Genomic DNA, 12017 nt, shown 5'->3' with positions numbered 1-12017 from the left:
TTATCCCTTTGGTGGGTGCGGGTCTGTGCCATAGGAATTGCGCTCACGGATACGCCCATCTCGCCCATGAATATAAAGCTCAGTCTTTTGATTTTGTGCAATCTTTGTTGCGGCCGCAATAGCCTCGGCTTGCGTTTGGTAAATGACCGTAGCTCGCATTGCGCCTGACTTTTTTACGCTCCAACCGCCAGTAGCGGACGGAACTACATGTTGGCCTTTTCTTGACACGATCGAACACCTCCGAATTCACTATAATCATTTATCGTGCTTTGCGCTAGCCCGCTACACCCGATAGACCGTCTTCAGCTTTTCAAGTGTCGCTTGGGCGGCTGCCGGATCGGCGGTCTCGTTGGCGTCGTTCCAGCCGAAGGCTTCGTCGGGGCCGAAGTCCTGCACCACTATGCCGTCACGACGGGCCAGGACGCCGACACCCTCATGATAAAAGCCGTAATGGACGCCTTCCTGCGGGGTCAGCCAGACGATCTGGCCGCGGATGGGAATGACGCTTTCATCGCGCCACAGGGCGCGGGCGCCATAGCCGGTGCAGTTGATGATGACCTTTTCCTTCAGTCTGGAGAGGTCGGACGGCTCATGAAATTCCATATATTCAAAACGCCCGCCGGCCACCAGGAAATCAGCCTCAAGCTGGCGACCGTAGTCGGCGATATTGAAGGAGAGATTGGCAGCGCGGCGCACCTGCGCGGCGGCAAACGGCGTGGTTTCCGTCGCTACCGGACCGGAATGCGGCATCAGGCCCTGAAGGCGGTCGTTCAGAGAGGCAAAACCGGGGTCAAAAACGTCGGGGGCTTCAGCGGCCGGCTGGGTTTCCGGTTCCGGATCGCGCAGGATGTAGTAATCGATCCATTCCACCGGATTGCCGGCGCTGCCGACATAGCTTTCGTGCAGGGCGGCGGCGGTGCGCGCCATGCGCTCCCACAGGACGGGAAAATCGGCGGGCATAGCGGCGGTTTGTGCCACGCGCGAATCCGGCGACCAGATGCCGGTGGCGCGCGCCGAACGGACAAAGGGAAAGCGCTCCTTCGCGTAAATGGTGACCTCGGCCCCGGCGCGCTGGGCGGTGATGGCGGCGGTCAGGCCAAGCGCGCCGGCGCCGATGACCGCGACTTTTCGCGGCGAGGACTGCATGGCCAGCCAGACGGCTTCTGCGGCCGAGCCCCGGAGAGCGACCAGCCGCTGCCGCCGTGGCCGTAATTATGGATGACCTGTTTGCGCCCGACGGTTTCGCTTTCGATGCGCGGACCGGCGGCGCGGAAGGGGCGCAGGCAGACCGTGGTGCGGAACACCTGCGCCGGATCGGTGTGGATAGGGATCAGCGGCGGCTCGGCCGCCAGGGCTATTCGGGGCGCCGTTAGCGGGGCCAGCACGGCGGCGGCCAGGCCGGTGCGGATAAGCGAGCGTCTGTCGGTTGTTCTGGCCATAAGCTCCCCCATCTGTAAGCGCCGGCACCCTATACGACGGTATCATGCGGCGACAAGCCCAAGGACTATGGGATAGGGAATGGTCACAAAAAAATGACCAGCTAGATGTTATGGTATTGGGTCGAAGCAAGAAACCCACCACCACGCCATGAAGACTGGCGCAGTCCCCCTTCGCGGCAAGCCGGGGAGGTATAAGGTGGAGGATGATCGCTTTAAACCAGGGTGCCGTGGCAGTGCTTGAACTTGGCACCTGAGCCGCCCAAAGGGCGAAGCCCGTCTGGCTAAAAACTTGCGGCTCAGACCAGCGTGCCGTGGCAGTGTTTGAACTTAGCGCCGGAACCACACGGACACAGGCCGTTGCGCGAGGTGTTCTCCCAGCCGGCGGGCAGGGCCTGGGGCGGCAGGGCGGCGCGTTGTTCCGGCGTCAGGTCGTCGGTCAGTTTGGCGGCGCGCTCATTGTGGCCGGTCAGCGGATCGAGATGGACTTCCTCGAAGGCGCGGCGCTGCTGCGGCAGGGACGGGGCGAAGGGCATCGGATCGGCTTCAGCCAATTGTTCCGGCGGCGCCTCGAAGCGGATTTCCATGGTCATCAGCCAGCGCGTGACCGAGTGGCGCAGATTGGTCAGCAGGGTCTCGAACAGGGTAAAGGCTTCGGTCTTGTATTCGTTCAGCGGGTCGCGCTGGCCGTAGCCGCGCAGGCCGATGACGGCGCGCAGGTGATCGAGATGCATCAGGTGCTCACGCCAGTGCATGTCGATCATTTGCAGCAGGAACTGCTTTTCCAGCGCCTTCATCTGGTCGTCGCCGAGCAGGCGCAGACGCTCCTCCATCTTCTCGGCGGCCAGGGTCTGGATGCGTTCCTCGAATTCCTCGTTGGCGATGCCTTCTTCTTGCGCCCACTCTTCCAGCGGCAGATCGAGCCCGGTGAGGTTGAGGATGGCTTCTTTCAGTTCCGGAATTTCCCACTTTTCGGCATAGGCCTTGGGCGGCATGTGGCGCTCGACCAGATCGTGGATCGTGTCGGTGCGGAATTCGCCGATCAGTTCGCTGAGGTCATCCGAATCCATGAAGTCCTGGCGCTGCTCGAAGACGGCCTTGCGCTGGTCATTGACCACGTCGTCATACTTCAGCAGGTTCTTGCGGATTTCGTAGTTGCGCTGTTCCACGCGCTTTTGCGCGGTGGCGATGGCGCCGTTCAGCAGCTTGTGGGTGATGGCCTCGCCTTCCTCGACGCCGAGCGATTTCATCATCGCATTCAGGCGGTCGCCGGCGAAGATGCGCATCAGGTCGTCTTCGCAGGAGAGGAAGAATTTCGAGCGGCCGGGGTCGCCCTGGCGGCCGGTACGACCGCGAAGCTGGTTGTCGATGCGGCGGCTTTCGTGGCGTTCGGTGCCGAGCACGAACAGGCCGCCGGCGGCCAGCGCCTTCTGCTTCAGGTCGCCGACCCGGGCCTCGATTTCGGTTTTCTTGGCGAGAATCTGCTCGGCCGAGACGGCATTGCCTGCGGCGTCCTGTTCGGCCAGCCATTTCTGCACGCGCATGTCGACATTGCCGCCCAACTGGATGTCGGTGCCGCGGCCCGCCATGTTTGTGGCGATGGTGACGGCGCCCGGCACGCCGGCGTCGGCGATGATGTCGCCTTCCTGCTCGTGGAAGCGGGCGTTCAGCACGTTATGCGGAATGCCCTTGCCGGACTTGTAGACGATGTCATAGGCGTCTTCGCCGGCTTTCAGGATATCCTTCTTGTCGGCATTGGCGAAGTTCGCGCGCAGGGTGCGCGACTGCTCGACCTTGTAGCTGTAGGCATTGAGGAATTTCGACAGGTCGTCGGATTTCTCGATCGAGGCGGTGCCGACCAGGATCGGCTGGCCCTTGACGTAGCAATAGGCGACCTGGGCGGCGATGGCGTTGAACTTCTCGGCTTCGGTGCGATAGACCTCATCATCGTCATCGACGCGCATGATCGGGCGGTTGGTCGGGATTTCGAGCACATCCATCTTGTAGATATCGCCGAATTCCTGCGCTTCCGTGGCGGCCGTGCCGGTCATGCCCGAAAGCTTTTCGTACATGCGGAAATAGTTCTGGATCGTCACCGAGGCCAGGGTCTGGTTTTCCGGCTGGATATCGACGCCTTCCTTCGCTTCGATCGCCTGGTGTAGACCTTCGCTTAAGCGGCGGCCCGTCATCATGCGGCCGGTGAATTCGTCGATCAGGATAATCTCGCCGTCCTTGACGATATAGTCCTTGTTCAGCGTGTAGAGCGTATTGGCGCGCAGGGCCTGGTTGGCATGGTGGACCAGCGAGATATTGACCGGATCATAGAGGCCGGCCGAATCTTCCGCCAGGTGGCCCCCGGCCTCCAGCATTTCTTCCAGACGCTCGGAACCCAGTTCCGAGAGCAGGACCTGGCGCTGCTTCTCGTCCAGCTCGAACGTATCCGGATCGCGGATCAGTTCCAGTATGGTGGCGTTGAGGATCTTGTAAAGCTCGGAGCGGTCCTCGGTCGGGCCGGAGATGATCAGCGGCGTGCGGGCTTCGTCGATCAGGATCGAGTCGACTTCGTCGACGATAGCGAAGTTGTGCCCGCGCTGGACCATTTCGTTGCGGCTGTAGGCGAGGTTATCGCGCAGGTAATCGAAACCGAATTCGTTATTGGTGCCGTAGGTGACATCCGAACCGTAGGCCTGCTTGCGCTGGCCCTGGGAAAGGCCCTGGACGATGACGCCGGTGGTCAGGCCGAGGAAGCGATAAACGCGACCCATGAAGTCGGCATCGCGCTTGGCCAGGTAGTCGTTGACCGTGATCAGGTGGACGCCCTTGCCCGACAGGGCATTGAGATAGACCGGCGCGGTGGCCACCAGGGTCTTGCCTTCACCGGTGCGCATTTCGGCGATGCCGCCCTTGTGCAGGATCATGCCGCCGACAAGCTGGACATCGTAATGGCGCTGGCCGATCGAGCGCCAGGCGGCTTCGCGCACCACGGCGAAGGCTTCATCCATCAGCAGATCGAGCGAGGCGCCCTTGGCGATGCGTTCCTTGAAAATCTGCGTCTGGCCGCGCAGTTCCTCATCGCTCATCGCCTTGTATTTGGGCTCAAGCGCGCTGATCTTCTGCGCGCGGGCCATGTAACCGCGCACCTTGCGATCATTTGAGGAGCCGAAAAGCATTTTGGCGATGGCCAGCATGAGAAACCTTAACTATGAATTTCGTATCAGTCTGAAATAGCCTCAAATCGGGCCAGATTAGCCTGTCAGATGTAGAGAATTGTGAAGTCGGCGCGAAAACGTCTTATTTATCTGTAGTGTTCGTAACGAGACTGAAACGACTTACAGGTCAAATAGGTCCGGAATTGCGCTTTTCAAGCACGGGCACTGACTTAAGCGGCGGAATGATGTATGTCAATGTCGGCTTGGGGTCGGTACCGTCGTAAGGCCACTTTGGGGAAATTCATGGTTAAACGCTCTGTCCTGCGCTTCGTATACGTGCCTGTCCTGCTGGCGCTGAGTTTAAGCGTCGCGGCCTGTAACAAGACGACCGTCAGCAATGAAGCGCCGCCGGAAGCCGGCGATGTCGCGGTGGCGCGGATCGACGGCGAAACCATCTGGACCTCCGATGTCCGTGCCGAGGCGATCGCCCAGGGGCAGATCGGTCCGGGCGAGCCGCTCGATGTCACCTCCGACCTGTTCTCGCGCACCCTGGAAGAGGTGATCGACCAGCGCCTGCTGGCCAAGGCGGCCATGGCCAAGGGGCTGGAGAAATCGACCACCGCCCAGCGCCGCCTGCGCGCCGCGCATGACCGTATTCTGGGCGACATGCTGGTCGAGACCAGCATTGACCGCGATATCGACGACAAGGCGGTTAAGGATCATTACGACGAGCAGGTCAAGCTGTCGAAACAATCCGAGGAAATCCGCACGCGCCTGATACTGCTGCGGACCAAGGCCGAGGCCGACGCGGCGCTGAAGCAGCTCGTGGGCGGCGCCCTGTTCGAAGCCATGGCGATGGAAAAGTCGATCGACCAGGGCACGCGCTTCAATGGCGGCGACATGGGCTATTTCACCACGGACATCATGCCGCAAGCCTATAAGGGCGTGCTGGCGACGGCCAAGACCGGCGATACGGTGGGGCCGGTCCAGGTCGATGGCGGCTGGGCGCTGCTGCGAGTCGAGGATCGCCGGCCCGAGCAATTGCCGACGCTTGAGGAAGAGCGCCCGATCATCATGCGCTACCTGATCTATAACCAGGTGGCGGGTATGCTGAATAGCCTGCGCAAGAAGGCCAAGGTCGAGCTGCTGGTCAAGCCGTCGCAGACGGGGGCGGCCAGGAGCCGGATTCCGCCCCGGCCTCGATGGCGGCGGATGATGGGTCTTCGGACAGCGCCTCCGCATCCAGCGCCGCGCCTGTGAAAAAGGCCGGGCAAAAGACGTAAAACGTCACCCGGCCTTCAAAAAGGGCGATCGCTGGCAGCGATCAGAACTTCGCCGTACCCGGCGCGAAACCGAAGGCCAGCAGGCCCATCAGGAAGGCTTCAATCTGCTTTTTCATCGTGTGGCGCTCCCTTTAGTCCGCGACGGGCAGGCGGTGCGCGCGGGCCCAACCGATGACGAGGTTCACAAAAATGCTGGCGATGGACTTCATGATACTTAATTCCCGCGGGGGATGGCCCGCCTCATATTTACTGACAGCGCTGTCATAACATATTTCGCACCTGCGAAAAAGCCCTCTCTCCATCACATTTGGCAAAACCTGTCGTAACAGTGCGTGTATCGGCCCGGAGCGCCTATTGCCTATGGCGTCCTTACCGTGTCTCTGTTAAGGGGCAAGACCGTATTCCGTCAGTTAAAGGAACCGCGCCAGTGACCAAGACGCCCCCATCAAAGACCCCTTCCGCCAGCCGCATTACCCAGCGTGCCGCCGAGGGTTTGGAGCGCGCGCTTGATCCCTTTACCAGCGCGGTGAAACGTGCGGTGCAAACCGGCGCCGATGCGGTCGCCAACCTGACCCACGCGCCGGAGGCCGAAGCCCCTAAAGCGGCGGCACCCGGAAAGCCCGGCCTGGCCGTATCCCCCCTGGCCGTGCCGCTGCCGGATATGCCGCCGGTGGGCGGCGTGCAACTCTCTACCGTCCGCTCCGGCTTCTACAAGCACGACCGCAAAGACACCCTGCTGATGAAGTTCGCCGAAGGCACCACCTGCGCCGGCGTCTTCACGCGCCATACGGTCGGCTCCGCGCCGGTGGACTGGTGCAAGAAACAGCTCGACGCCAATGAGGGCAGCGATGTCCGCGCCCTGATCTGCAATGCCGGCTGCGCCAATGCCTTCACCGGCAAGCCGGGCGCCGACGCCGCCCGCCGCACGGCCTCGGCGTTGTCACGTCGTATCGACTGCCGCCAGCGCGACATCATGCTGGCGAGTACAGGCGTGATCGGCGTGGTGCTCGATGACAGCAAGATCGCCGCCCGCTTGTTCGATCTGGAAAAAGACCTGCGCGCCAATGCCTGGGCCGATGCCGCGGGCACCATCATGACTACCGATACCTTCCCCAAGGGCGCCTCGGAAACGGCGGTAATCGAGGGCGTGACGGTGCGGATCAACGGCATCGCCAAGGGCTCCGGCATGATCGCGCCGGACATGGCCACCATGCTGGCCTTTATCGCCACGGACGCCACCCTGTCGCCCGGCGTGCTGCAAAGCCTGCTGGCGCTTTTCACCCGCACCACCTTCAATTCGGTGACGGTGGATGGCGATACCTCGACCAATGACACCTGCCTGCTGTTCGCCACGGGGGCGGCTGGTGCACCGAAGATTTCCCGCGCCGGCGACAAGCGTCTGGCCGATTTCAAGGCCAAGCTGGAAAAGGTCATGCACTCCCTGGCCACGCAACTGATCCGCGACGGTGAGGGCGCCACCAAGTTCGTCAAGGTCAATGTCACCGGCGCATCGTCACCGGCCTCGGCGCGGAAAATCGCCAAGTCGATCGCCGAAAGCCCGCTGGTCAAGACGGCGCTGGCCGGCGAGGACGCCAACTGGGGCCGGATCGTCATGGCCGTCGGCAAGACAGAGGAACCGGTGGACCGCGACCGCATCGCCATCCGCTTCGGCGATCTGGTGGCGGCCGAACACGGCGCCGTGTCACGCACCTATGACGAGGCGGCGATGTCGGCCTACATGAAAAACGCCGAACTGGAGATCAGCGTCGATGTCGGCGTCGGCCGGGCGCTGGCGCATGTCTATACCTGCGATCTGACGCATGGGTATATCAGCATCAACGGCGACTATAGAAGCTAGGAAATCGCGATCTTTGGCCGATTAGTGCGTTGGCGTCGCTAGGCTGTATCAGCATACAGCCGTCGCTAGCCGCCTGCTACTCGACTCAAATCTCACGATTTCCGAATCGTGTTACAAAAAGTCTATTGGCTAAGGGCACAGCAATGGAAATCAACACGACCAACATTCTGATCATTTTGGCGACCCTAGTGTCTCCACTTATTGCAGTTCAGGTTCAAAAGTGGATTGAGAGAATTAGGGAAGGGCGACAGAAAAAGCTATGGATATTTCACACTTTGATGTCAACGCGAGCACAACGCGCGGCATCCAATGACCATGTTCAAGCGTTGAATTCTATTGAATTGTTCTTCGAAAAAGAAAAGAAAATATTTTTCTTTGAAACTGAGAACAAATTGGAAAGTGAAGTTTTACATTCATGGCATGAATACATGAAGCATTTAACTGCAAATTTAGAAGGACTTGATGAAGAAAAAATACGATCTTGGAATGATCAAGGGGTAGATCTTCTTATGGATTTGCTTGTGAAAATGGCTAAAGCCTTAGGATACAAATTTTCCGCTAAGCAAATAAAATTCGGCATTTATTATCCCAGAGTTCATGCTGAAAATGATGTCGCACAGCAGAAGTTGCGGGATAATTTGATTAAAATTGTATCGGGTGAGCAGCCGATGCCAATTTATGTAGTTAATTTAGCCGAACAAAACAGCGAAAAAGAAAAATGAAAACCATCCTTGTCGTTGCCGCAGCCCTGGTTGATTCCGATGGTCGGGTGCTGATCGCCCAGCGTCCGGAAGGCAAGCAACTGGCCGGCCTGTGGGAGTTTCCCGGCGGCAAGGTCGAACCGGGCGAGACGCCGGAAACCGCCCTGATCCGCGAACTGGAAGAAGAACTCGGCATCGTCGTCAAGCAGGCGTGCCTGGCGCCGTTTGTCTTCGCCTCGCATACCTATGAAACCTTTCACCTGTTGATGCCGCTCTATCTGATCCGCCGCTGGGAAGGCGAGCCGGAAGCGAAGGAACACCAGGCCATCAAATGGGTGCGCCCGAATGACATGAGCCAGTATCCCATGCCGCCGGCCGATGATCCGTTGGTCGCCTGGCTGCGCGATTTTATCTGATCGTTAAGCGTTTTTGAAAACCCACTGTTAGAGCCTTCGGCGTAACCTGGTTATCCGGAGGGCCGGGCAATGACGCATGGACCGAGCTACGGAAGACAGTCTGAAACACACGACGCCCAATTCCTGCGGCAACGCCTGGGCGCGAGCTCGAAACGCCTGAACGCGCAGAGCGAGATTTCCGATCGCCTGAAGCTGATCAGTACTTTTGTCCTGATCGCCTTGTGCCTCTATCTCGGCCTGACTCAGTTCAGCCCGTGGGATGTGCCGACTACCCTGCGACACCTGGCGGCTGGCGGCGGCTGTGATATCGCCCGCGCGGTCCATCTGGCGCCGGCCCATCGCGGTGCCCCCGGCTACTGGAGCTATCTCGATCCGCGCCACAAGGGCGTTGCCTGCGCCGTCTGAGCGGAATGGCCAAAAAGCCGGAATGTGTTAACGTTCTTTCAAATCTGAGGAGGGGCGTATGAAATCGATTCATGCCGGAATAGTGTTGGCTGCATTATGCAATCTTTCAGCTTGTGATAAAATTCCATCTGAGGTTTCGTCCACTGTGGCTTCATCACAAGCGGCGAAGCCTGATCCGGATGCTTTTCTGACGCGTCTTTACGCCCATTACAGAGGCAAGCCTGCGGATACATCTTTCTCACCGACAGGCGCCCAGGCGCCGCTATGGTTCGACAGGGAGATGGTGGGCCTGATGGCCGAAGATACACGCCTGGCGAATGGCGAGGTCGGCGCACTCGATGGCGATCCCATCTGTGATTGTCAGGACTTCGGCACATTATCCGCCAACATCAAGATTGAGCAGGCAACGGCCACAACGGCGAAGGCGAGCGTCACTGTTACCGAAACAGACGCCACCTATAGCCCGGAAGCCCGGCAGCCGCGCACATTCACCTATGATCTGGTGATGCAAGACGGTGACTGGCGCATCCATGATATTGGCACAAAAAACATGCCCAGCCTGCATGACTGGCTTGCCCGCTCCAACACTGTAGCCAGTTCGCGCTAGAGCTTGCCTTCCTTGACGCCCAAAGCGTCCGCCAGGCGCATCTTCGCCGAGCCGGGGCGTAGCGGCTTTTGCTGGCTGTCATGCGCCTTCCAGCCGGACAGAGTGATGATCTCGAAGGTCGCCGTGATCCGCCCTTCGTTATCGGCATGACGCTCGAAATAAAGCGCCGACGCCTTCTCCAGTATGGCGCGGTTCAGGCCCTTGCGCGGCCGCTTGAGCAGGATATTGCTCTCCCCCATCATCCGCAGATCGGCCATCAGGCGCAAGGGATGCTCATAGCTCACGGTCACCCGGTCGCTGTCGACCACCGGCATGGCAAAGCCCGTGCGTTTCAGCAGGTCGATCAGGTCCGGGCTTTCGGCGAAGGGGGCGATGCGCGGGCCATAACCGCCGCGCACCTCCAGCTCGGCCTCCATCAGGCAGGCGCGCAACTCGGTCAGGGTCTCGCCGCCGAACAGCGAACCGATAAACAGACCGTCCGGCTTTAACGCGCGGCGCACCTGCACCAGCACGCCCGGCAGATCATTGACCGTATGCAGCCCCAGGGCGTTGACCACCAGGTTGAGGCTGTCATCGCCGAAGGGCAGGGTTTCCTCGTCCATGATCAGCCGCGCCGAACCTGATTGCTGCGCCGAGAGCTTTTCCGACAGGTCCCCCTCGATCAGCAGGCCGATCTTGCCAGACACGGGGGTGCCCTGAAACGCCCGGCCAAAGGCGCCATCGCGCGCCGCCATATCGAGCGCCACATCGAATTGCCGGTTGATGGCGGATAGCGTCTCGATCAGGTCTTCCACCGCCCGTTCACGCAGAAAATGCGCTTGCGAAAAGCCGCCGGCCGCGCGATCAAGTCGGTGGGCCAGAAGCGTGCGATCAAATAAACGGGGGGCAGCGACATGATGGGGGACTCTATATGCGACTAGCCTCCCGTTTAGGCCAAATCCGCTCAGAGGTTAAGGCTTTTGTCGATGACCGCCTGACCGCTGCTCATATCCGCGCCTCCCTGGCCCACGCGCTTGATACGGTTTTCCCGCCACACCGCTTCGACAGCGTGGAAGACGCGCCGCCGGAAGCCCTGATGGGCGCCGGACTGGCGTCGGCCAGTTGGTCGCGCATACGTTTTCTCGATCATGATGGCTGCGATATGTGCGCCCGGCCCTTTGAGGGCGGGCTGTTCCTCGGTAGCGGCGCGCACTGCGATGACTGCACGGACAAGCCCTTTCCCTTCCGCCGTGCCCGCGCCGCCTGTGTCTATGACGAAGCCGTCAGCGGGCTGATCCTCGGCTTCAAGAATGGCGACCGGCTCGATCTCGCCCCCATGCTGACGCGCTGGCTGGAACGCGCCGGTGCGGACGTTATCGCCGAGGCCGATATCGTCATGCCGGTGCCGTTGCACCCCTTGCGGTTGCTGCATCGCCGTTTCAATCAGGCGGCGGAACTGGCTCGGCCGGTGGCGCGGCGTCTCGGCAGGGCCTATCTCGGCAATGCCCTGAAACGCACGCGCCAGACCCATCAGCGCGGCAAGGGCGCACAGGCGCGCTGGGAAAATGTCCGCGGCGCGTTTGCGGTGGGGCCGCGCGATCAGAAACGTATCCAGGGCAAGCGGATCGTGCTGATCGACGATGTGTTTACCACCGGGGCCACATTACGCGCCTGCGCCGATACCCTGCTGAAGGCCGGCGCGGCCTCGGTCGATGTGTGCGTGCTGGCCAGGGTGGTTTTGGCGAGATAAGGCTGGAACCACGAATGCGCACGAATAAACACGAATAGATCGAGCGAGACGTCTTTAATTTGTGTCTATTCGTGTGCATTCGTGGTTTCGATTTTGCAATCTTATCCACATATGCGCTTTAATTTATTATGCGTTTTCCTATATTCTCGTTTCAATGTCATTTTGTGCCGAGTGCCCCATGTCAAAGATCGATATCTATACCAAGCCCTATTGCCCCTATTGCGAGCGCGCCAAGGCGTTGCTGGAAGAAAAGGGCGCCGAATATAACGAGATCGTCGCCTCGCACGATCCGGCCCTGCGCGCTGAAATGAACGAGCGTTCCGGTCGCTACACCTATCCGCAGATATTTATCAACGGCACCCATGTCGGTGGCTGCGATGACCTGATGGCGCTGAATGCCCGCGGCGGTCTGGATCCGCTGCTGGCGGCATAA

The 12017-nt window shown here is 60.2% G+C and carries 13 protein-coding genes; 8 read left to right on the top strand and 5 right to left on the bottom strand.

The window, feature by feature from the left end; all coding sequences use genetic code 11:
- From NVV72_04505 to secA, 4 genes are all read right to left on the bottom strand, one after another.
- Nucleotides 1-228, bottom strand: coding sequence for a DUF2188 domain-containing protein (locus tag NVV72_04505; protein ID MCR6658625.1), 228 nt, complete (start codon nucleotides 226-228; stop codon nucleotides 1-3).
- Nucleotides 229-282: 54 nt separating this feature from the next.
- Nucleotides 283-1146, bottom strand: a complete 864-nt coding sequence (locus NVV72_04500) for an FAD-binding oxidoreductase (GenBank protein ID MCR6658624.1) — start codon at nucleotides 1144-1146, stop codon at nucleotides 283-285.
- Nucleotides 1092-1439, bottom strand: coding sequence for a hypothetical protein (locus tag NVV72_04495; GenBank protein ID MCR6658623.1), 348 nt, complete (start codon nucleotides 1437-1439; stop codon nucleotides 1092-1094). The genes NVV72_04500 and NVV72_04495 overlap by 55 nt, the downstream gene beginning before the upstream one ends.
- Nucleotides 1440-1735: 296 nt before the next feature.
- Nucleotides 1736-4624 carry a preprotein translocase subunit SecA gene (secA, locus tag NVV72_04490; GenBank protein MCR6658622.1) on the bottom strand — a complete coding sequence of 963 codons (2889 nt, stop codon included), beginning with the start codon at nucleotides 4622-4624 and terminating at the stop codon, nucleotides 1736-1738.
- Nucleotides 4625-4888: 264 nt separating this feature from the next.
- Here secA and NVV72_04485 point away from each other — a divergent pair, with 264 nt between their 5' ends.
- The 6 genes from NVV72_04485 to NVV72_04460 all read left to right on the top strand — a co-directional run bounded on the left by NVV72_04485 (nucleotide 4889) and on the right by NVV72_04460 (nucleotide 9855).
- Nucleotides 4889-5845 (top strand): peptidyl-prolyl cis-trans isomerase, encoded by a 957-nt coding sequence (locus NVV72_04485; GenBank protein MCR6658621.1) that lies wholly within the window; start codon nucleotides 4889-4891, stop codon nucleotides 5843-5845.
- Between the two features lie 450 nt (nucleotides 5846-6295).
- Nucleotides 6296-7726, top strand: a complete 1431-nt coding sequence (gene argJ, locus NVV72_04480; protein ID MCR6658620.1) for a bifunctional glutamate N-acetyltransferase/amino-acid acetyltransferase ArgJ — start codon at nucleotides 6296-6298, stop codon at nucleotides 7724-7726.
- 143 nt (nucleotides 7727-7869) lie between these two features.
- Nucleotides 7870-8448: a hypothetical protein gene (locus NVV72_04475; protein ID MCR6658619.1), complete on the top strand. Its 579-nt coding sequence runs from the start codon at nucleotides 7870-7872 to the stop codon at nucleotides 8446-8448.
- Complete coding sequence (mutT, locus tag NVV72_04470; GenBank protein MCR6658618.1) at nucleotides 8445-8843, top strand: 8-oxo-dGTP diphosphatase MutT; 399 nt, start codon at nucleotides 8445-8447, stop codon at nucleotides 8841-8843. Before NVV72_04475 ends, mutT begins: the two co-directional genes overlap by 4 nt.
- A gap of 69 nt (nucleotides 8844-8912) precedes the next feature.
- Nucleotides 8913-9248, top strand: coding sequence for an excalibur calcium-binding domain-containing protein (locus tag NVV72_04465; protein ID MCR6658617.1), 336 nt, complete (start codon nucleotides 8913-8915; stop codon nucleotides 9246-9248).
- A gap of 58 nt (nucleotides 9249-9306) precedes the next feature.
- A complete protein-coding gene (locus NVV72_04460) occupies nucleotides 9307-9855 on the top strand; it encodes a YbjP/YqhG family protein (protein MCR6658616.1) in 549 nt (182 codons plus the stop codon).
- Here NVV72_04460 and NVV72_04455 read toward each other — a convergent pair.
- Nucleotides 9852-10715 carry a methyltransferase domain-containing protein gene (locus NVV72_04455; protein MCR6658615.1) on the bottom strand — a complete coding sequence of 288 codons (864 nt, stop codon included), beginning with the start codon at nucleotides 10713-10715 and terminating at the stop codon, nucleotides 9852-9854. The two genes, NVV72_04460 and NVV72_04455, sit on opposite strands and share 4 nt — an antisense overlap.
- A gap of 50 nt (nucleotides 10716-10765) precedes the next feature.
- Between NVV72_04455 and NVV72_04450 the strand changes: the two genes are divergently transcribed.
- Complete coding sequence (locus NVV72_04450) at nucleotides 10766-11584, top strand: ComF family protein (protein ID MCR6658614.1); 819 nt, start codon at nucleotides 10766-10768, stop codon at nucleotides 11582-11584.
- 178 nt (nucleotides 11585-11762) lie between these two features.
- Nucleotides 11763-12017, top strand: coding sequence for a glutaredoxin 3 (gene grxC, locus NVV72_04445; GenBank protein MCR6658613.1), 255 nt, complete (start codon nucleotides 11763-11765; stop codon nucleotides 12015-12017).

The organism is Asticcacaulis sp. (assembly GCA_024707255.1).
GTDB lineage: Bacteria > Pseudomonadota > Alphaproteobacteria > Caulobacterales > Caulobacteraceae > Asticcacaulis.
This window is presented reverse-complemented; position numbering and strand designations above follow the sequence as displayed.

What these genes read in the sequence shown, in the direction of transcription:
- NVV72_04500 (MCR6658624.1), bottom strand. Translation starts at nt 1,146, where the DNA reads ATGCAGTCCTCGCCGCGAAAAGTCGCGGTCATCGGCGCCGGCGCGCTT.
- NVV72_04495 (MCR6658623.1), bottom strand. Translation starts at nt 1,439, where the DNA reads ATGGCCAGAACAACCGACAGACGCTCGCTTATCCGCACCGGCCTGGCC.
- secA (MCR6658622.1), bottom strand. Translation starts at nt 4,624, where the DNA reads ATGCTGGCCATCGCCAAAATGCTTTTCGGCTCCTCAAATGATCGCAAG.
- NVV72_04485 (MCR6658621.1), top strand. Translation starts at nt 4,889, where the DNA reads ATGGTTAAACGCTCTGTCCTGCGCTTCGTATACGTGCCTGTCCTGCTG.
- NVV72_04475 (MCR6658619.1), top strand. Translation starts at nt 7,870, where the DNA reads ATGGAAATCAACACGACCAACATTCTGATCATTTTGGCGACCCTAGTG.
- mutT (MCR6658618.1), top strand. Translation starts at nt 8,445, where the DNA reads ATGAAAACCATCCTTGTCGTTGCCGCAGCCCTGGTTGATTCCGATGGT.
- NVV72_04465 (MCR6658617.1), top strand. Translation starts at nt 8,913, where the DNA reads ATGACGCATGGACCGAGCTACGGAAGACAGTCTGAAACACACGACGCC.
- NVV72_04460 (MCR6658616.1), top strand. Translation starts at nt 9,307, where the DNA reads ATGAAATCGATTCATGCCGGAATAGTGTTGGCTGCATTATGCAATCTT.
- NVV72_04450 (MCR6658614.1), top strand. Translation starts at nt 10,766, where the DNA reads ATGCGACTAGCCTCCCGTTTAGGCCAAATCCGCTCAGAGGTTAAGGCT.
- grxC (MCR6658613.1), top strand. Translation starts at nt 11,763, where the DNA reads ATGTCAAAGATCGATATCTATACCAAGCCCTATTGCCCCTATTGCGAG.